Below are 18,481 nucleotides of genomic sequence, written 5' to 3'. Positions count from 1 at the left end.
GACTAAGACGTATCGGGGTCCTATTCATCGGTCGTTCTTGTGGACAACCGCACAATCCATGGTCCTCGTGCGCATAGACGTTCGATTCTTCGCTCCCATGCGCAGTTGTGCGCGCGTGACGACAAACGGTCAGTTCGCGACCGGCCGTTCGGGCCTTTCACAAAACGGTCATAAGGTCCTAAGCTTCACCTAATCGGGTTTTCCTCCCATCCCGCCCGCAGGAGGCAGGAATGACGATCCCGGGCAGCGAGCAGGACACCGACATCGCTCTCCTGACCGCCGTCCGCGCCGGTGACACCGGCGCGTTCGGCACGCTTTACGAACGGCACCGCGGATCGGCGCGGCAACTGGCGTACGGGCTGGCGCGCGACCCGGCCGACGCGGACGACCTCGTCGCCGAGACGTTCGCCAAGGTCTTCGCCTCGCTGCGGTCCGGCCGGGGCCCACTGGTCGCGTTCCGCGCCTACCTGCACACGACCATGCGGCACGTCTGCTACCACCGGGCCCGGCGCGACCGCCGGCTCGAGTTCACCGACGACCTGACCCGGTACGACGAGGGGCTGCCGTTCACCGACCCGGCGCTCGACCGGCTGGAACGGGCGTACGCGGCGGCCGCTTTCCGCAAGCTGCCGCCCCGCTGGCAGGACGTGCTCTGGCAGACCGAGGTCGAGGGCAACACCCCGGCCGAAGTCGCGGGCGTACTCGGCATGACGCCGAACGCCGTCGCCGTGCTCGCCCACCGGGCCCGGGAGGGCCTGCGCAGCCTTTATCTGCAGCAGCACGTCGCCACCGCCGAGCACCCCGAATGCCGGTGGGCCGGCGACCGGCTGGGCGGCCAGGTGCGGGGCCGGCTCGCCACCCGGGACTCCAATCGCATGCGCGCCCACCTGAGCTGGTGCGCCGAATGCCGGGGCCGGCTGGCCGAACTGAGCGAGATCGACGGCTTCCACCACCGTCCGTATCGGCAGCGTCACCATGCTGGGAGTGCCGGTTAAGACTCGCAAACGAAAACTGCGTTCCGTGACAGGCGTCGGTACTCTCGGGTTCGTGCCCGACACCCCGCCGCCGCCGTCCGGGCTGCGCACCCGGCTCCGCGGGCTGGTGCGGGAGGTCGGCAAGTTCGGCACGGTCGGCGGGATCTCGTTCGCGATCGACACCGTCATCTTCAACCTGATGCTCGGCGCGGGTGCCGAGACCCTGCTCGCCAAGCTGGTCTCGACCGTGGTGGCGACGACCGTCGCGTTCCTCGGCAACCGCTTCTGGACCTGGCGGCACCGGGCCCACTCCCACATGGCGCGGCAATACACCATGTTCTTCGTGCTCAACGCGGTCGGCCTGGGCATCGGCCTCGGCTGCCTCGCGATCAGCCACTACGGACTGGGTTCGATCTGGCCGGCCTTCCAGAGCCGCCTCGCCGACAACCTCTCGGCGCAGATCGTCGGCACCGCCGCCGGCACACTGTTCCGCTTCTGGTCCTACCGCCGCTTTGTGTTCCCGGACACTGCCGACCTGTTGTCCGGCGGACAGGATCCGCACGACGACACTCGAGCGACTAATGTGACGTCGCCTTCTTCCCCCCCTCGTGACTCGGCGTGACCGTCGACTCTCCCGTAAGGTAGCCCAATGCCTTCAGGCACCCCGCTGACGCAACGCCTGCGCCGTCTCGCTCCGGAAGCCATCGCGTTCGGCGTCATCGGCGCCGGCAACACGCTGCTCTACATGGCCATCACCTGGGCGGCGCTGCCGATCGGCGCGGTCAAGGCGAGCGTCATCGCCACGGTCGTCACGACCACGCTGGCCTACATCGCCAACCGCTACTGGACCTACCGCAACCACACCCGCACCGCCCTCCGGCGCGAATACCTCTTGTTCTTCGGGTTCAACCTGGTCGGCATGGTGATCCAGTCCGGCGCGGTGGCGATCGGGAAGTACGGCTTCGGTCTCTCCGAGGACACGGACAAGTTCGCCTTCATGGGCGTGACCGTCGTCGGCATCGTGATCGCCACGGTGTTCCGGTTCTGGGCCTACCGCACGTTCGTGTTCCTCAAGCCGCCGGTCGACGGGCACGAGGCCGCGATCGCCGACCTCGACGCCACGGCCGGTTTCGCCGAGCTGAGCGCGGAAGAGGCCGCGGGCAGCGTGGCCGCCCTCGACCTGCAGTTCGAGCCCGAGCGTCTCAGGTAGGAGTCCGCCGACCGAACAACCCGCGGCGCTGGACCGGCAACTCGGGCTCCGGCTCGTCCTCGTCGTCCACGTCGTCGGGAAGACTCTCGATCAGCTCGTAGAGCAGGTTCTGCACGTCGTGGGCGCGAGGCACGGCGGCCAGCACCGCGGGTTCGTCGCCGATCGAGGTGACGGTCAGCGTGCCGGCGCCGGTCAGACGGTCGAAGACGGACTGGCTCAGGGCATGGTCGTTGATCCGGTTGAGCGGCAGGTCACGGCGCTCCCGGGCGATCACACCGTCCTGCAGGACGACGCGCTCGCCGGTCACCAGGTAGTGGGTGCAGCGCCACACCACCAGCGGCCGCACGCCGTAGCGGACCCCGTAATAGAGCATGATCAGCGCGACCACGCCGAAGGCCAGCAGGCCGCCGTCGTTCTGCGGGAGCATCACCCACGCGAGGACGGTGACGGCCAGCGCCACCAGCAGGATCAGCACCGGGCCGACCACGACCCTCCAGTGCGGATGCAGATGGAGGACGAGTTCCTCATCGTCGGCGAGCACATCGTCGGGGAACGCCACGCGCTCAGCGTACGTGCAGGACGTCACCGGCCGAGACGTGATGGTCACGGTCGTCGCCCGTACGGACCACCAACCGGCCGTCCGGGTCGACCGCGGTGGCGCGGCCGGTCAGCTCACCGCCCCCGGGCAGCAGCACCCGGACGTCCTGGCCGATCGTCGAGCAGCCCCGCCGGTACGCCGCGAGGAGCCCCGACAACTCGGCGTCGCCGTCCGCCTCGCGCCACCCCTGGTACCAGTCGGCGATGCCACGCAGCAGGGCCCGCAGCAGCGGCTCCCGATCGACGTGCTCGGCCCCGGCCACCCGCAGCGAGGTTGCGGGCAGGCCGGACGTCTCCGGCAGTTCGTCGGCCCGCGTGCTGACGTTGAGGCCGATGCCGACAACGACCGCGTCGCCGGTCATCTCGGCCAAGATGCCGGCGCCCTTCCCCTGATCACCCTGCGCATCCTTGACCAGCAGATCGTTGGGCCACTTCAGGGTGGCGTCGACCTCGGCGACCCGGTGCACGGCCTCGCGCAGCGCGACCCCGGCCAGCAGCGGCAGCCAGCTGAAGGCGGCCGGGGGCGCGGGCGCCCAGCCCTTCTCCTCGTCGGGCCGGCCCGGCCGCAACAGGACACTCAACGTGAGGCCGGCCCGCGGCGGCGACGTCCACTGCCGGTCGCGGCGGCCCCGGCCGGCCGACTGCTGCTCGGCGACCACGACCAGGCCCTCGGCGGCGCCGCGGTGGGCGGCCTCGATCGCGTCGGCGTTTGTCGAACCGGTCTCGCCCCGGATGTCCAGCCGCGACCAGAACGCGCCCGGCGTGACCAGGGCGCGGGTCAGGGCCCGCGCGGAGAGCGGCGGGCGGTCGAGGTCCGAGTACGGCGAAGCCACCCGCCGAGCTTAGGCCGGTCGCGTGGAGGCGGGGCCGCCCGGGCTACCGCGGTGGATCGGCGGCGTGCCGGCTCACGTAGACGTTGTCTCCAGGGATGGCCGGGCGGGGGCGTGGACGCGGACGGCGGCGCTCGGGTTCGCCGGTCGGGGCGCGGAAGCGCTGGTCGGCCTCGTCGGGGCGCAAGCGTCGGGGCTCGTTCTCGAGGAAGCGGTTGTCGGCCGGCTTGGTGTCGCGTCCGGTCCACGAGCCGGGCAGGCGGACCTGACGCTCGTCGGCCAGGCCACCCGGCCCCTCCGGGCGCCCGACGGGTCCCTCTTCCAGACGCTCTTCCAGACGCTCTTCCAGACGCTCTTCCAAGCGGCGGCGGCGCTTGTCCGACCGGCGGCGGCGCTCGCCGGGGACCGGGGGCCAGGTCGGGACCAGCTCGGTCGGCTCGGTGCCCACCGGGGTGAGGTCGAAACCAGTGGCCGGCTCGTAGTCGGGGACCGCCGGGAGACGCTCGACCGGGATGGGCCAGCCGTAGCCGCGGGCCGACGGTTCCGGGTCGTCCTCGGGCAGGTCGAGGCCCTCCATCGGGACGGGGGTCCAGTACTCGCCGGACGGGGACTCGGCCGGGTCGTCGTGGTATTCGGGGCGGATCCAGCCGTCCACCCGACTGCCGTAGGCGGGGTCGGAACGGTCCACCCCGCGTACCGGAATCGGGCGTGACTCCTCGTCGCCCGGGGTGACCACCAACGGGTCCGGCTCCGGCTCGTCCGGAGCCGGACGATAGGCCGGGATGACCGAGAAGATCTCGACCTCGGCTTCTTCAGCGTCGTCGCCCAGGCCGATCGACGCCAGGCCCCCGGGGAGATCGTCGTCGCCGCTCGCGTGCCGGCGATTCTGCCGCGGCGTGTCCGGGCGGCGGGGCTCCGGACGGTCGAGTTCCGCCCAGGAAGCGCGCCTCGCCGCCGGCAGTTCCACGTCGGCGATCTCGGTGCGGGCAGCCTCGGTGCGGGCGGCCTCGACCCGCGACGGCCGCCGCGGCCTGGATCCGGTGCCGTCCCGCTGGGGTGACCCGCGATGCGGGCCGCTCTCGAGCGCCTTCGGCCCGGCCTCGACCTGCTTCGGGCGGCCCTCGACCTGCTTCGGGCGGCCCTCGACCTGCTTTTGGCCGCCCTCGGGCTTGGCTCGCCCGAAGAGGACCGAGCGGAGGCAGATCAGCGTGGCGATGCCGCCTGCGATGAAGGCGATCCCGGCCGCGGTCATCCAGTTCGTCACACCAGACGTAACGAATGGGGCATTGAGTGCGAAACGCACCCGTAGCGACGCGGAGCCCGAACCCGCATTACGATCACCGGAGACCCCCTGAACCATCGTTCGAGAGTGCGAGGAACCCGGTGACGACGCAGCAGGACGCGGACATCCACACCACCGCCGGCAAGCTCGCCGACCTGGCCCGGCGCACCGACGAGGCGGTGCACGCCGGCTCGGCCCGGGCGGTCGAGAAACAGCACTCGCGGGGCAAGAAGACCGCCCGCGAACGCATCGAAATGCTGCTCGACGAGAGTTCGTTCGTCGAACTCGACGAGCTGGCCCGGCACCGGTCGACCAACTTCGGACTCGAGAACAACCGGCCCTACGGCGACGGCGTGGTCACCGGCCACGGCACGATCGACGGCCGCCAGGTGTGCGTGTTCTCGCAGGACTTCACGGTCTTCGGCGGCTCGCTCGGCGAGGTGTTCGGGGAGAAGATCGTCAAGGTACTCGACCTGGCCATGAAGATCGGCTGCCCGATCATCGGGATCAACGACTCCGGCGGTGCCCGCATCCAGGAGGGCGTGGTCGCGCTCGGGCTGTACGCCGACATCTTCTTCCGCAACGTGCGGGCCAGCGGCGTCATCCCGCAGATCTCGCTGATCATGGGCCCGTGCGCGGGCGGAGCGGTCTACTCGCCGGCGATCACCGACTTCACGGTCATGGTCGACCAGACATCGCACATGTTCATTACCGGCCCCGACGTGATCAAGACGGTCACCGGGGAAGAGGTCGGGTTCGAGGAACTGGGCGGCGCCCGCACCCACAACACCCGCAGCGGCAACGCGCACTACCTGGCTTCGGACGAAGACGACGCGATTGACTACGTGCGGGCACTCCTGTCCTATCTGCCGTCCAACAACCTGGACGAGCCGGTCGCGTACGAGGAAATCTCCGACCTGTCGGCGTCCGACGCCGACCTCGCCCTCGATGGTCTGATCCCGGACTCGGCCAACCAGCCCTACGACATCAAGAAGGTCGTCGAAACCGTCGTCGACGACTTCCTCGAAGTGCAGCCGCTCTACGCGCAGAACATCGTCGTCGGCTTCGGGCGCGTCGAGGGACGGCCGGTCGGCGTGGTCGCCAACCAGCCCATGCACTTCGCGGGCACCCTCGACATCGCCGCCTCGGAAAAGGCGGCCCGCTTCGTCCGCACCTGCGACGCCTTCAACATTCCGGTGGTCACCTTCGTCGACGTGCCCGGCTTCCTGCCGGGCACGTCGCAGGAGTGGGACGGCATCATCCGGCGGGGGGCCAAGCTTATTTATGCGTACGCCGAGGCGACGGTTCCCAAGGTCACGGTCATCACCCGCAAGGCGTACGGCGGTGCGTACGACGTGATGGGCTCGAAGCACCTCGGGGCCGACATGAACTTCGCCTGGCCGACGGCGCAGATCGCGGTGATGGGTGCACAGGGCGCGGTCAACATCCTCCACCGGGCCGAACTGGCCTCCGCCGACGATCCGGTGGCGCTGCGGGCGTCGCTGGTCCAGGAATACGAGGACACCCTGGCGAACCCGTACATCGCGGCCGAGCGGGGCTACGTGGACGCGGTGATCAAGCCGTCGCAGACCCGGATCCAGGTGACGCGGGCGCTGCGTACGCTCCGCACCAAGCGGGAGACGCTGCCGCCGAAGAAGCACGGCAACATCCCGCTCTAGGCGCTGTGGCGTAGCAGCAGCACGCCGCCGTAGATGAGTGCGGCAAGCGAGCCGGCCCAGAACAGGGCGACGAAGAAGGCGCTGGACAACCCGGTCTTGTCGGACAGGGCTCCGGTGTCCGGCTCGCCGCCCCGTTGCCATCCGAAGTACAGATCAGGGATCTTCCTACTTCCGCCGATCAGCAGGAACCAGACCCAGATGTGCGCGAAGACCAGCTGCACCTGCTCGGTCGACCGCATGGCGACCACCCAGATCAGCGCCCCGGTCAGCGGCACCGCTATGAAGCCGAACGCGTTCCGCACCATGACTAGCATCATGGCGATCAGCACGAGCGTCATCAGCAGGACCGCGCGGGGCGCCATGTCGTGCACCAGCATCCAGGCACCGGCCAGGCCGAACATCGACGGGCCGAGATAGCCGGCCAGCCCCGCCGCCAGCGTCTGGATCAGCCCGAAATCCTTGACCTTCTTGCTGTAGCCGGTCGAGCCGCTGCCGTCCCGGTTCACTCTTATCTGCTTGACGACGAGACCGGTCAGCGACCCCAGCATGGCATGACCGCCCTCGTGGGCGATCGTGATGGCGTGCGAGGTGTATCTCCACAGCGGCCCGGCGGCAACGAACGCGACGATGCCCGTCGTCCAGGCCATTCCCGGATCGGCCATGACCGGACGGTAGCCGGATGGCTACCCGGAACGTATTGGCCGATAGGACTACGTCGTTGCGCTAGGTAGCCACTGCCCGGCGAGCAGGAACGCGCCGACGACGAGGGCGGCGATGTCGACCACCAGGAACACGGTCACCCAGAAGAGGGCCGGAACGTGGGTGACGTGGGCCAGTTGATCGGCGTCCGACTCCGGCATGCGGCCGCGGCTGCGCAGGCTCTGCAGCTCGAAGACCGGGCGCACACCGCCGAAGAGCAGGAACCACACCCCGGCGTACGCGAACACGGCCTGCACCTGGGCCGAGGCATACCACGACACGACGACCACGATCGCGCCGGTGACCAGCAGCGACAGCACCCCGAACAGGTTGCGGATGTTGATCAGCATGAGCAGCAGCAGGACCACGGTCAGCCACAACAGCAGGGTGATGCGGTTGCCGCCGAGCAGCCAGGCGCCGAGCACACCGACCAGTGACGGGGCGATATAGCCTGCGAGCAGGGTGAACATCATGCCGGGGCCGGTCGGACGGCCGGCCGACAGGGTGAGGCCGGACGTGTCGAACTCCAGCCGGATGCCCCGCAATCGGCGGCCCGTGAGCAGGGCGATCAGGGCGTGGCCGCCCTCGTGGGCGATCGTCACCGCGTTGCGGGCGATCCGCCACACCGGACGGAACGCGACCGCCAGCAGGCCGGCCAGAGCAGTAAGTAGCACGAGCAGGCCGGGCGGATCCGGCTGAGCACCGAGCAGCTTGTCCCAGAGGTCTGTCACACCGTCGATCACAGCCCGCGACTGTAGCCGATCAACCTAAGCGCGACGGCGGAGCACCGTACGAGTAGCGGGAACACCACGCCGGGTCAGCGAACGGGTGGCCACGACGCCGCCGGCGACCAAGGCGAGCGCGGCGAGAAACGAACCCATGACGGCAGAACCAGCCGCGGCGAACAGCATTGCCACGTCGGCGACCGCGATCAGCATCCAGAACGCGATCGTAGGTTTACTGCCGTAGCGTCGGCAGCCCATGGCGTACCTCCATCCGTGATACCGCATGAATTACCCATTCACCCGGGTCTCACGCATGCGGCTACGGCTTGGGCTGGAACCCCTGATAGATCGCCTGGATGTCCTTCTGACCGGCCGCCCAGTCCTCCGGCGTGGTGTACCAGTTCAGCGAGTACGCCGCCGAGCCGCTGAACACGATGTTCCGCTTGTCGGCGTGCTGCTCGTTGCCGTTGTCGGAGACGTACGTGAACTCCCAGTCGGCGCACGCCTTGAACTGGCAGCCCACCGGAACAATCTTGATCTTGTGGTAGCCGCCGTGCCCCTGACTACCTTCCTGATCCTTCCAGTCCTTCACCGGATCGGCCGCCGGGGCGTTCGTCCGGTCCACCATGAGCAGCCGGTTGTTCCACCGGATGTAGATCTGGCTGCCCTGCGGGTCGACCGCGGCGTTCGGCGGCAGCGGAAGCGTGAAACCGGGCCAGTTGCCCTGAGTCGGCCGGGTGTACCACCGCCATCCGGCGGGCAGCGCCACAGCGGCTGCGCTCGACGGCGCGGACGAGGCGCCCTTGCTCGGCTGAGTGCTCGGCTGAGTGCTAGGAGTCGTCGAACCGGCCGCACCGGACGGGACCGGCCCACCGGTCGCACCGCCCGTCGGCGACTTGTCGCCGCCGCCGAACGCCTTCACCGCGAGCACAATCAGCAGGACCACGATGACCAGCAGCGCGACGGCACCGATCGCGGCCTGCTGGTACGTGAGGCGGGTGCCGAAAATGGTGATGCCCGCGGTCTTCCGGAAGGTCGGGCTGGGCTGCATCGGATTCCACGCCGGACGCGGGGCCGGGCTGAACGGCGGCAGATTGCTCGGCACCTCGGCCCCGTCGTCGCCGGCTTCGGCGTCGGACAGGGGCGACCGGTGGTCACGGGCCGCCGGGAGCGCGATCGTGCCGTCGACCGGGGCCTTGCCCCGGCGACCCCGGGCCAGCGGCATCGCGACCTGGGAGGCCTCGGCGGCCGGGGTTTCCTTCCGGCGGGCACGGGACCGCGGCAAAGCAACGTGAGCGGCGGCGATGTCGTCAGCCTCGACCGGGTGCTCCTGGGCGGTGGTCTCGGCTGAGCCTTCCTCGCCGCGCGCCGCCGATGCATCCTCGGCCCGGGCGTCGGCAGTTTCGGCCTCGCCGGTCACATCCGCTTGGCTCGCGGCGGTGGCCTTAGCCGCGCCGTCCGCCGCCTTCGCAGCCTCGCCGTCGTTCCCTGCCGCGCCGCCCTTCGCTGCCGCGCCGTCGTTTCCTGCCGCGCCGCCCTCGGCTGCCGCACCGTCGTTCGCTGCCGCGGTGTCGTTCGCTGCCGCGCCGTCGTTTGCGGCCTCGCCGGGTTCCTTGGCGGGCACGGCCGATGAATCGGTCGGAGTTGCCTCAGTGTCCTGAGCGGTCGTGGACTTGGCGGTCTCCTGCTCGCGCTTCGTGGCTGACGATTCCTCGCCCGTCGCCGCGGCCACCGCATTGCTCGCGCTCTCGGCGCCGTCCGCGCCGGAGTCTCCTTCAGCAGCACTGCCAACGGTGGCGGGACCGGCGCCGTCCGAGGTGGCCCGGCCGGCAGTGGTCGAGGCCGCCTCGGCGGCAGCGCTTTCGGTGCTGCTGTCTTCGGCGTTGTCCGAGTTGACCGTGGTCGCGGTGTCCGGGCTGATTGGCGGGGCTTGGCTCGCGCCGGCCTCCTCGGCAGCACCGGCGGCGTCCGCCGCGGTCTCCGTATCGGGGTCGGCGTCCGCCGTTGTCGTGCTGTCGCCGGTCGTGCCCGATCCGGACTCGATCTGATCGGCGGCGTCCGGGCCGCGATCAGCCGTCGAAGGCTCGGTGGAGGCGGGTTCGGCACCGGGGCGGTCCGGTGGCGGGACCACCGTCGTGGCGTCGGCGAGCGGTGCGTCCGCCGGGTGCCGCACGACCGTGGTCGACTCGGCCGCGGGTGCCGCGCTCGACGGGCCGGCGGACGGGGTTTGCTTGGCCGGAGCCGGAGCCGGAGCCGGAGCCGGAGCCGGGGCCACGGTGGTGGCGTCGGCCGTCGGGGCGGTGACCGCCGGCTTGCGACCGGAACCCGGCCGGGCCGGCGCCGGCACGACCGTGGTCGCGTCGGCGGACAATGGGCGGCGCTTGCCGGCCGGGGGCGGGACGACCGTGGTCGCGTCGGCAAGCGGCTGCGGGACGACGGTGGTCGCGTCGACCGGCGTCGTCTTGCCCGGCGGCGGAACCACCGTCGTCGCGTCGGCGGGCTTTGTCTTGCTGGGCCGCGGAACCACCGTCGTCGCGTCGGCCGTCTTCGTCTCACCGGGCGACGGAACCCGGGTCGTCGCGTCGACGGGCCGCGGAACCACCGTGGTTGCGTCGACGGGCCTCGACGGCGGAACCACCGTCGTCGGGTCGACGGGCCTGGTCTTGCCGGGCGGGGGGACGACCGTCGTCGCGTCGGTCGGTTGCCCCGTCGCGGCGGCGTCGGCCAGGGACTTCTCGTGTTCGGGGGCGGCCTTCTTACGCCGGGCCGCGGCCACGTCGGAGGCGGTGAAGCCGCCCGGACCACCCCGTGCGGTGCGAGTCAAAGCCGGATCCACCTCGCTCGGATGTGAGCGAGCAGGCCGGGACGGCGGGGTTGCGGGTGGTGGCGGGGCTTGCCGCGTACCGAATGGGGGTTGGTCTTCACGGACCGGCGGGCCATCGACCCGGGTGGGGTCGAGACGCGAAGCGTCGGCCTTCGGCCCGTCGACGCGGGTCGGTTTGTCGGGGGTGCGGCCGACCGAGGCCTTGCCGGGCACAAAAACCGGCGGCCGGCCGTCGCCGGCCGCCACGCGGCCCCCCGAAGCTGGTGTCTGACCGGGCGGATTGCCCTGACGCGAGGGCGCGACCGGCGGACGCGGACCGGGCACCACCGGCATCGCCCCGGTCGGCGGAAGCGCACGACCCAGGCCCGGACGGCGCATGGTCGGGCTCATCGGGAAGGTCAGTTTGGACCGTCGGCCGGTCGCCCGCAGCAGCAGACGCTCGGCCTCCTCCGCGTTGATGCGGTGCGTCGGGTCCTTGCGGAGCAGGCCGTTGAGCACCGGCTTCAGCGGGCCCGCGTTGCGTGACTGCGGCGGATTTTCGGTCGCCAGGGCGGCCAGCGTCGCGATGGCCGACGGGCGGGCGAACGGCGAAGCACCCTCCACCGCGGCATAGAGAGTGGCGCCCAAAGACCAAAGATCGGCGGCCGGTCCGGCGGTGCCGTCCCGGGCGCGCTCCGGAGCGATGTACGCCGGGGAGCCCAGCACCAGACCCGTTCGGGTGACGTTGGGGTCTCCCGGAACCGTGGCCAGGCCGAAGTCGGTGAGCACCACGCGGCCGTCGGCACCGATCAGAACGTTGCCGGGTTTGACGTCGCGGTGCACCACGCCGGCGCGGTGCGCGGCGCGCAGCGCGTTGAGCACGCCCAGGCCGATCTCGGCCGCGCGGACCGCGTTGAACGGGCCGTCGCTGGCCAGCGTGTCGTGCAGCGAGCGGGACGCCACGTATTCCATGACGATCCATGGGTCGGCATCCGTACGCAGCACGTCGAAGACGCGGACCACGTTGACATTGTTGAGCCGGGCGATCGCGCGCGCCTCACGCAGCGACCGCTCGCGCATCTCCTGCCGCTCCCCGGGCGTCAGGCCGGGCGGCGGGACGAGTTCCTTGATGGCGACGTCGCGGTGCAGCACGACATCGGTCGCCCGCCAGACGCGACCCATCCCGCCCTGACCGAGCGGCGCGACGAGCCGGTAACGGTCAGCGACAATAAGCGGGGGAGAAGAAGACATCACGCAGAAAATACCCGGTCCTGTCGAGCGGCAGCTAATTGATCAGCCGAGTGTGGGACGCGTGTCACCGGAACCTCCGGGCCTTTGTCGTACGCTCGGTCGATGGATGAGGAACCGCTGGTCAGCGTCGTACGCGGCACCCCGACCGATCTTGAGCTGGCCGCACTCGTCACGATCATCGCGGCCCGATCCGCAGCCGTCGATGCACGCCCGGCCCGGCCCGCCACCTCGACCTGGGCCCGATCCGCACGTCCGTCGATCGGCCCCGCTTCCTGGCGCTCCTCAGGCCTGCCACGATAGATCATCTGACCTCGATCGATATCGGTCGGGTTGCGACCGTCCACCGCCGCCGATCGCGACCCCCGCGGCTGGCGGCGAGCGACTACCCTACGAGAGCTCAACGTGAATGTTCGGTGAGTGATCGTCAAGTAGTTCCGTCGGGGGAGGAAGCATGCTTTCCGAGGAGGACCGCGGGCCCGCCTGGATGCGAGATTACGGTTATACCGACTTCAGCCAGATCGAGGCCGACGTAACGGCGATGGAGCAGTTCGCGACTCAGCTGCAGGGCGACGTCACGAAGAACTACAACACGCACGTGCCGGTGGTGCAGCAGCTGATGTTGACCGAGCTTCCCTCGCCACCCGCCGAGTTTCAGGAACTGTCGTCCTTCCTCGTCGTGCACAACGACGCGCAGAACATCTCCCAGCAGAACGTCTTCCACTTCAGCAAGGGCACCGAGCAGTTCGCCACGGTGGCCAAGGACGTCAGCAAGGATTACCGGGGCTCGGACGCCTTCTCGCACGCCAAGGTCTCGGACGTCGATTCGGCCTTCACGTCGGTCTCCAAAGACGGGAACGAGTGATGTTGGAAGCGGGCGGTGGAGGCGGCGGGGGCACCGACTGGTGGGGCATGAGCATGGAAATGATCCAGCAGCTCGCCCAGAGCCCCGACATCGACGCGCATTACCAGATCGTCGACGGCTGGCAGAAGTCCGCCGATCTGGTCGGCGAGCACATGTTCCAGGTTCAGCAATACCGGGAGTCGCTGGCGACGGCGTGGCCCCCGGAGAAGAGCAGCGCGGCGGCGGCCTACATCACCCGTCTCGACGCTCTGATCAAAAACCTCAACGAGACCTACGAGGCTGCGCTCTCCAACCACGAGGCGTTGAGCTCGGCAAGCCTCTCCCTCGGTCTGGCCAAGTCGGAGATGAATAAGCTCTACAGCCAGTGGGATACGAACAACAAGGCGTTGGTGGCCTTCAACCAGCAGCAGGCGCAGAAGAAAGCGCAGGCCACGAGCGGCCAGCCGACGCCGACCCCGAGCCCGAGCGGCGACGAGCCGCCCCCGGTGACCGCGTCGCAGCAGGAGGCCTTGCGGCAGAAGGCGATCACGTTGATGTCCGGCGTGAGTTCCGACCTCGCGCAGGCCCAGCTCAAAGTCGTCCGCCCGGCTCAATACACCCCCATGTCTGACGTCGGCAGAGACACCCACAACGTCGGAGGGGGCGCCAACAACGCGCCTAACCTGCCACCGGTCGTGCCTACCCCTTTCTCAGGCAACGGCGGCGGGTCGACCAGTGGAAGTTCGTTTTCGTCGAACCACGGCGCCACCACCGCCTTCCCAACCACGCCGCACAACGCGCTGCCGACCACCGGCTCGCCGTTCCCCAGCGGCAACGGCAATCCCGGCCTGGTACTTGGCGGAACGAATACCGCGCCTCCACCGCCGCCAACCCTTGCCCCTGGCCCCAATCCGATCACCACATTGCCCGGCGGCGGCGGTCCGGCCGTGAACCCGGGCATCATGCCGCCGGGTACAGGCCCGGTCCTGCCGAACGGGACGCTGCCGACGGGCGGCAACTTCCCCAAGGGCAAGGGTGGGTTCAAGCCGTTCGGGGGCGCACCTGAGGGCGGGTTGAAGGCGATGCCGCCCGGCGGGATCATCGGAAAAACCCCCGGCGTCGGACTTAGCGAGCCGATTGCCGGTCGGCTGGGGCCGCAGCGAGTCAATCCGGTCGGCGGAGTGATCGGCGGAGAGCCCACGACCGGTCCCGGCATGGTGGGCGGCCGAGGTGTGGCTTCCGGTGCCCGGGGAGGTGCTACCGCGACCGGTCGCGGTGGCATGAGCGCCGGCGGCACCCAGCAGCCCTATGGCCAGTTGGGCGGTCGACGATCTGGTCGGCGTGGCCAGTCCGAAGACATGACTTGGGATCCAAATAACCCGTGGGCGACCGACGAGGGCGTTGACCCGGTGGTGCTGCCTCCGGTAGAGCAACGCATCGACCCGGGACCGGCGATCGGGCTCAGTTGATTATCCGTCGTGCGGTGCATGCGGCTGCCGGGGCGCTTCTCCTAGCAGCCGCTGTTGTCATCCCCACCAGCCCGGCCATGGCCGACAGCATCCGGGACCAGCAGTGGTTCCTGCGAAGCCTCAATGTCGGTCGGGCACAGGCGATCAGCAACGGCGCCGGCATTACTGTCGCCCTCGTCGATACTGGCGTTTATCCACATCGAGACTTCAAAGGCAACCTTCTCGCGGGATACAACCTCGTTACCGCTAAGCCCGACGGCCGAATCGACACTGATGGTCACGGGACCAACATGGCTGGCCTGATCGCAGGTAGCGGCCACGGTAATAGTGGAGTGCTAGGCATCGCCCTCCGCGCCAAAATCCTTCCGATCAAGGCCGGGAACGATGGGCACATCCCCGGGGGTATGGTCGCCAAAGGAATCGACTATGCCGTAGCCCACAAAGCACAGGTCATCAACGTTTCGATCGCATCCGCGCCTGCCTTTGAGCTGCTCAAGGCCATCAAAGACGCGAATAAGGCTGACGTGGTGATCGTCGCTGGTTCAGGAAACGAGGGGGACCAGCTAGTAGGCTACCCGGCGGCCGCTGATGGCGTCCTAGCCGTTGGCGCGACCGACAAGAAAGGCAAGCACTGGTCGGATTCGACTCACGGCCCGAACCTTCAGATATGTGCGCCGGGGGTAGACATCGTCTCGACCGGTATTGGGAACAAATACGTCGGCTCGGATGGAACCTCTGACGCGACGGCAATCGTGTCAGGTGCCGTTGCGATGGTCAGGGCGAGGTTTCCAAAGCTGTCGGCCCCTGAGGTAATCCACCGGATCACGGCCACCGCCGATGACATCGGACCGCCGGGGCGCGACGACGACTGCGGATTCGGCGAGCTAAATATCGTCAAGGCGCTCACGGCTGACGTGCCGCCGCTGAGCGGGGGCGCTCCTAGCGCGTCGACGTCGCCCAGCGTGACCACCACGGCTTCGGCGACCGCCTCTAGCGACAATGCTGCTGAACCGCCCAGCGCGGAGAAGGCGGACGGCGGCGCGCCGCTTATTGTCGGCGCGCTGGTGGCCGTGCTGCTGGTTGCGGGGCTCGTAGGTTTCCTGGCGGTGCGGCGGCGGCGGCGGGCGTGACTGGAAAATAGGGCTGAAACGCGCGGTTGTGTGCCCCGAGGGGGGCTTTGGCCCTTGTAGCCTCTGAAGCGTGCAGAACGACATCGCGTATCACCTGATCCTGGCCTCGGCCAGCCCGGCCCGCCGTGCCCTGCTCGCCGCGGCCGGGATTGACGCCGAGGTGATGGTCAGCGGGGTGGACGAGTCCGTCGTCGAGGCCGAGGACGCCTACACGCTGTCGCTCGGGCTGGCGCGGATGAAAGCTCGCACCGTCGCCGCCGACCTGGCCGCCGACCCCGGCGCGCTGGTGCTCGGGTGTGACTCGGTGCTCGCGTTCGAGGGTGAGATTTTCGGCAAGCCGGCCAACGCCGAAGAGTCGGTCAAGCGCTGGATGATGATGCGCGGCCGCTCCGGGGTGCTGCACACCGGCCACCACCTGACCGGGCTGGTCTCCGGCAAGCAGGCCGAGGGTGTCGGGACAACCGTGGTGCATTTCGCCGACGTCACCGATGAGGAGATCGCGGCCTACGTGGGGACCGGCGAGCCGCTCAACGTGGCCGGTTCGTTCACGCTGGACGGCCGCGGGGGCGCCTTCGTCGACCGCATCGAAGGCGACCCCGGCAACGTTATCGGCCTGTCGCTGCCGCTGCTGCGTAACCTGCTCGCCGAGATGGACATCTCGATCACGCAACTGTGGCGGAAGTCGGACGAAGCCGGCTAGCGCACGCTGCGGGCAAACTCGCGGGCCGCCCAGCCGACCGCGAGGACCGCCAGTGCCGCCATGATGGCCAGGCCCTGCCAGACAACCGGCGCGCCCAGGTCACCCTGGAACAGGGCCCGGATGCCTTTCACCGCCCACGAGAACGGATTCCAGTCGGCTACCCCCTGGAGCCAGCCCGGCGCGTACGTCAGCGGCAGCAGGATGCCGCTGAGCAGCAGCACCGGCTGCGACACCGTGTTCATGGCCGGGGCCAGCGCGTCCTCGCTCTTGAGGACCAGCGCGATCCCGTAGCTGACCGCCGACGTCATCATCGAGATCAGCGCCAGCAGTAGGTAGGCCAGGAGCAGGTTGCCGATGAACACGCGCAGCCCGAACGCCAGCGCCAGCACCGTGATGATGACCGCCTGGGCGATCAGCGAGACCGTGTCGCGCAGCGAGCGGCCGAGGAGCAGGGCGAGCCGGCTGATCGGGGTGACCCGGGCCCGTTCGATGACGCCGGCCCGGAGTTCGGCGATCAGGCCGAAGCCCTGGAACAGGCCGCCGAAGATGGCGAGCAGCACCAGCAGGCCGGGCACGAAGATCTGGTACGCCTCGGCGTTGGTGCGGACCTGCAGCGCCGGTTTCAGCAGGGGCGCGAAGAGCAGCAGGTACATGACCGGCTGGAAGATCCCGACGAAGATCCAGACGGGGTTGCGGAGGAGCAGCCCGAGCTGCCGGTTGAAGATCAGTGAGGTGTCGCGCAGCAGCTTCATCAGCTCTCCCGCAGGGATCGGCCGGTCTTGGTCAGGAAGACGTCGTCGAGGCTGGGCCGGTGCAGTTCGATGGTGCCCAGCGGCACCCCGGCCGCGTCGAGGGCCCGCAGGATCTGCGGGATCGCCACGGCGCCGTCGTCGACGAACAGGCGCACTCCCCCGTCGTACGTCTCCAGTTTGTAGGAGGCGAGAGCCTCCGCCGCCGCGCTGAGCCCGCCCGCGGCCAGGCCCACCCGGACGACGTCGCCGGAGATCTCGCGTTTGAGTTCGGCCGGTGTGCCGGAGGCGACGATCTCGCCGTTGTCCATGATCGAGATGCGGTCGCAGAGCGCGTCGGCCTCGTCGAGGTAGTGCGTGGTGATGAAGACGGTCATGCCTTCGTCGCGGAGGCGGCGCACCTCTTCCCACATGTGGGCGCGGCTCTGCGGGTCGAGGCCGGTGGTCGGCTCGTCGAGGAAGACGACCTTCGGGTCGTGGATGACGCCGAGCGCGATGTCGACGCGGCGCCGCTGGCCGCCCGAGTACGTCCGGCATTTGCGGTCGGCGAATTCGCTGAGCTGGAAGTTGTCGAGGAGCCGGGCGGCGCGAGATGTGGCGGAGGCCTTCGTGATGCCGTAGCAGCGGGCCTGGTGGATGAGTTCTTCGCGCGCGGTCGACTCGTCCCACGTGCTGCCGCCCTGCGCCACGTACCCGATGCGGCGGCGCACCTCGGCCGGGCTGTCGAAGAGCGAAACGCCGGCGACGGTGGCGGAGCCGCCGTCCGGCTGGATGAGTGTGGCCAGCATGCGCAGGGTGGTGGTCTTGCCGGCCCCGTTGGGACCCAGGAAACCGAAGATCTCGCCCGGGGCGACGTCGAGGTCGACGCCGCGTACGGCGTCGACGACCCCTTGGCGTGTCTTGAACGACTTGCGTAACCCGCGAGTCTCAATCATGCGGGAACGGTAAGCCCGCCGACCACACTAGTCAAACTTGATTATTCGCTTCCGACGAAAGATAGGGCTGCCCCGACTCGATGCGGGCGGCAATCCGCTCACACCAGTCGATCTCGGCCGTGGATCGCGCCATCACGAGCTCCCACATCCAGGCGACATAGACCGGCTTGTTGTCGAGCCAGTCTGCCGAGAGAGCAGCCTCCAGCTGTTTGACCCCCGCCGAAAGCTGCATCGCCCGGTTGCGCAGCGCGGCCGCCGCCTCGTCGCGGGGCAGGGTCGGCAGGAATGCGAACGCGGCCATGAAGGGGTCGGGCGCCGAGGCGAGATGCCACCACTGATTACGCAACTGGGACTGGAACTCGGCCGCGCCCTTCGGCGTGATCTCGTACGAGGTGCGGGCCGGCCGGGCACCCACCTGCTCGGTCGCCACCTCGCGCAGCAGGCCCTCCTCGGACAGCTTGCGCAGCGCGTGATAGATCGAGCCCGGCTGCACGTTGGCCCACTTGTCGGCGCTCCAGCTCAGCAGCTCCCGGCGTACGTCATAGCCGTGCACCGGCTGCAGCCACTGGACCACCCCGAGGATCATCATGCGCGTCGCGGACACCCT

Annotated in this window: 18 protein-coding genes and 1 pseudogene; 9 read left to right on the top strand and 10 right to left on the bottom strand. The window is 69.4% G+C overall.

All coding sequences use genetic code 11. From position 1 onward, the window contains the following. Positions 1-230: 230 nt before the first annotated feature. The 3 genes from ACIA5C_RS27755 to ACIA5C_RS27745 are packed head-to-tail and all read left to right on the top strand — an operon-like array spanning position 231 to position 2,184. Positions 231-995 carry a sigma-70 family RNA polymerase sigma factor gene (locus ACIA5C_RS27755; protein WP_396059584.1) on the top strand — a complete coding sequence of 255 codons (765 nt, stop codon included), beginning with the start codon at positions 231-233 and terminating at the stop codon, positions 993-995. Continuing rightward, a complete protein-coding gene (locus ACIA5C_RS27750; protein WP_396059582.1) occupies positions 976-1,596 on the top strand; it encodes a GtrA family protein in 621 nt (206 codons plus the stop codon). The genes ACIA5C_RS27755 and ACIA5C_RS27750 overlap by 20 nt, the downstream gene beginning before the upstream one ends. 27 nt (positions 1,597-1,623) lie before the next feature. Continuing rightward, positions 1,624-2,184, top strand: coding sequence for a GtrA family protein (locus ACIA5C_RS27745; RefSeq protein WP_396059580.1), 561 nt, complete (start codon positions 1,624-1,626; stop codon positions 2,182-2,184). Here the strand turns inward: ACIA5C_RS27745 and ACIA5C_RS27740 are convergent. The 3 genes from ACIA5C_RS27740 to ACIA5C_RS27730 are packed head-to-tail and all read right to left on the bottom strand — an operon-like array spanning position 2,177 to position 4,875. Next, complete coding sequence (locus tag ACIA5C_RS27740) at positions 2,177-2,743, bottom strand: PH domain-containing protein (RefSeq protein WP_396059578.1); 567 nt, start codon at positions 2,741-2,743, stop codon at positions 2,177-2,179. The genes ACIA5C_RS27745 and ACIA5C_RS27740 overlap by 8 nt on opposite strands. A 4-nt stretch (positions 2,744-2,747) precedes the next feature. Continuing rightward, on the bottom strand, positions 2,748-3,614 hold the full coding sequence (locus ACIA5C_RS27735) for a biotin--[acetyl-CoA-carboxylase] ligase (protein WP_396059576.1): 867 nt from the start codon (positions 3,612-3,614) through the stop codon (positions 2,748-2,750). A gap of 43 nt (positions 3,615-3,657) precedes the next feature. Then, positions 3,658-4,875, bottom strand: a complete 1,218-nt coding sequence (locus ACIA5C_RS27730) for a hypothetical protein (RefSeq protein ID WP_396059574.1) — start codon at positions 4,873-4,875, stop codon at positions 3,658-3,660. A gap of 119 nt (positions 4,876-4,994) precedes the next feature. Here ACIA5C_RS27730 and ACIA5C_RS27725 point away from each other — a divergent pair, with 119 nt between their 5' ends. Continuing rightward, positions 4,995-6,572 carry an acyl-CoA carboxylase subunit beta gene (locus tag ACIA5C_RS27725; protein WP_396059572.1) on the top strand — a complete coding sequence of 526 codons (1,578 nt, stop codon included), beginning with the start codon at positions 4,995-4,997 and terminating at the stop codon, positions 6,570-6,572. On the opposite strand, the gene ACIA5C_RS27720 is transcribed toward ACIA5C_RS27725, so the two are convergent. The 4 genes and pseudogenes from ACIA5C_RS27720 to ACIA5C_RS27705 form a co-directional block, all read right to left on the bottom strand. Then, positions 6,569-7,234 carry a M50 family metallopeptidase gene (locus ACIA5C_RS27720; protein WP_396059570.1) on the bottom strand — a complete coding sequence of 222 codons (666 nt, stop codon included), beginning with the start codon at positions 7,232-7,234 and terminating at the stop codon, positions 6,569-6,571. The genes ACIA5C_RS27725 and ACIA5C_RS27720 overlap by 4 nt on opposite strands. Positions 7,235-7,282: 48 nt before the next feature. Beyond that, a complete protein-coding gene (locus tag ACIA5C_RS27715) occupies positions 7,283-8,014 on the bottom strand; it encodes a M50 family metallopeptidase (protein ID WP_396059568.1) in 732 nt (243 codons plus the stop codon). Positions 8,015-8,038: 24 nt separating this feature from the next. Further along, a complete protein-coding gene (locus ACIA5C_RS27710) occupies positions 8,039-8,254 on the bottom strand; it encodes a hypothetical protein (protein ID WP_396059566.1) in 216 nt (71 codons plus the stop codon). Between the two features lie 2,599 nt (positions 8,255-10,853). After that, a pseudogene (locus ACIA5C_RS27705) lies at positions 10,854-12,050 on the bottom strand (serine/threonine-protein kinase); the annotation flags it as partial. A gap of 102 nt (positions 12,051-12,152) precedes the next feature. Between ACIA5C_RS27705 and ACIA5C_RS27700 the strand changes: the two are divergent. From ACIA5C_RS27700 to ACIA5C_RS27680, 5 genes are all read left to right on the top strand, one after another. Further along, positions 12,153-12,350, top strand: coding sequence for an acyl-CoA carboxylase subunit epsilon (locus tag ACIA5C_RS27700; protein WP_396059564.1), 198 nt, complete (start codon positions 12,153-12,155; stop codon positions 12,348-12,350). Between the two features lie 151 nt (positions 12,351-12,501). After that, positions 12,502-12,912 (top strand): hypothetical protein, encoded by a 411-nt coding sequence (locus ACIA5C_RS27695; protein ID WP_396059562.1) that lies wholly within the window; start codon positions 12,502-12,504, stop codon positions 12,910-12,912. Between the two features lie 59 nt (positions 12,913-12,971). After that, positions 12,972-14,360, top strand: a complete 1,389-nt coding sequence (locus tag ACIA5C_RS27690; RefSeq protein ID WP_396059560.1) for a hypothetical protein — start codon at positions 12,972-12,974, stop codon at positions 14,358-14,360. Positions 14,361-14,437: 77 nt separating this feature from the next. Further along, complete coding sequence (locus tag ACIA5C_RS27685; RefSeq protein ID WP_396059558.1) at positions 14,438-15,490, top strand: S8 family serine peptidase; 1,053 nt, start codon at positions 14,438-14,440, stop codon at positions 15,488-15,490. A gap of 70 nt (positions 15,491-15,560) precedes the next feature. Further along, positions 15,561-16,190, top strand: coding sequence for a Maf family protein (locus ACIA5C_RS27680; protein WP_396059556.1), 630 nt, complete (start codon positions 15,561-15,563; stop codon positions 16,188-16,190). On the opposite strand, the gene ACIA5C_RS27675 is transcribed toward ACIA5C_RS27680, so the two are convergent. Genes ACIA5C_RS27675 through ACIA5C_RS27665 form a run of 3 tightly spaced genes read right to left on the bottom strand, consistent with a single transcriptional unit; the run spans position 16,187 to position 18,478 of the window. After that, positions 16,187-16,942 (bottom strand): ABC transporter permease, encoded by a 756-nt coding sequence (locus ACIA5C_RS27675; protein WP_396059554.1) that lies wholly within the window; start codon positions 16,940-16,942, stop codon positions 16,187-16,189. The genes ACIA5C_RS27680 and ACIA5C_RS27675 overlap by 4 nt on opposite strands. Further along, the gene (locus ACIA5C_RS27670) at positions 16,942-17,874 is read right to left on the bottom strand and encodes an ATP-binding cassette domain-containing protein (protein ID WP_396059552.1); all 933 of its coding nucleotides are present in this window, start codon (positions 17,872-17,874) and stop codon (positions 16,942-16,944) included. The genes ACIA5C_RS27675 and ACIA5C_RS27670 overlap by 1 nt, the downstream gene beginning before the upstream one ends. Positions 17,875-17,905: 31 nt before the next feature. Further along, complete coding sequence (locus ACIA5C_RS27665) at positions 17,906-18,478, bottom strand: PadR family transcriptional regulator (RefSeq protein ID WP_396059550.1); 573 nt, start codon at positions 18,476-18,478, stop codon at positions 17,906-17,908. Positions 18,479-18,481: the final 3 nt, after the last annotated feature.

The organism is Actinoplanes sp. NPDC051343 (genome assembly GCF_044455125.1).
GTDB lineage: Bacteria > Actinomycetota > Actinomycetes > Mycobacteriales > Micromonosporaceae > Actinoplanes.
This window is presented reverse-complemented; position numbering and strand designations above follow the sequence as displayed.

What these genes read in the sequence shown, in the direction of transcription:
- ACIA5C_RS27755 (WP_396059584.1), top strand. Translation starts at nt 231, where the DNA reads ATGACGATCCCGGGCAGCGAGCAGGACACCGACATCGCTCTCCTGACC.
- ACIA5C_RS27750 (WP_396059582.1), top strand. Translation starts at nt 976, where the DNA reads ATGCTGGGAGTGCCGGTTAAGACTCGCAAACGAAAACTGCGTTCCGTG.
- ACIA5C_RS27745 (WP_396059580.1), top strand. Translation starts at nt 1,624, where the DNA reads ATGCCTTCAGGCACCCCGCTGACGCAACGCCTGCGCCGTCTCGCTCCG.
- ACIA5C_RS27720 (WP_396059570.1), bottom strand. Translation starts at nt 7,234, where the DNA reads ATGGCCGATCCGGGAATGGCCTGGACGACGGGCATCGTCGCGTTCGTT.
- ACIA5C_RS27710 (WP_396059566.1), bottom strand. Translation starts at nt 8,254, where the DNA reads ATGGGCTGCCGACGCTACGGCAGTAAACCTACGATCGCGTTCTGGATG.
- ACIA5C_RS27700 (WP_396059564.1), top strand. Translation starts at nt 12,153, where the DNA reads ATGGATGAGGAACCGCTGGTCAGCGTCGTACGCGGCACCCCGACCGAT.
- ACIA5C_RS27695 (WP_396059562.1), top strand. Translation starts at nt 12,502, where the DNA reads ATGCTTTCCGAGGAGGACCGCGGGCCCGCCTGGATGCGAGATTACGGT.
- ACIA5C_RS27690 (WP_396059560.1), top strand. Translation starts at nt 12,972, where the DNA reads ATGATCCAGCAGCTCGCCCAGAGCCCCGACATCGACGCGCATTACCAG.
- ACIA5C_RS27685 (WP_396059558.1), top strand. Translation starts at nt 14,438, where the DNA reads ATGGCCGACAGCATCCGGGACCAGCAGTGGTTCCTGCGAAGCCTCAAT.
- ACIA5C_RS27675 (WP_396059554.1), bottom strand. Translation starts at nt 16,942, where the DNA reads ATGAAGCTGCTGCGCGACACCTCACTGATCTTCAACCGGCAGCTCGGG.
- ACIA5C_RS27670 (WP_396059552.1), bottom strand. Translation starts at nt 17,874, where the DNA reads ATGATTGAGACTCGCGGGTTACGCAAGTCGTTCAAGACACGCCAAGGG.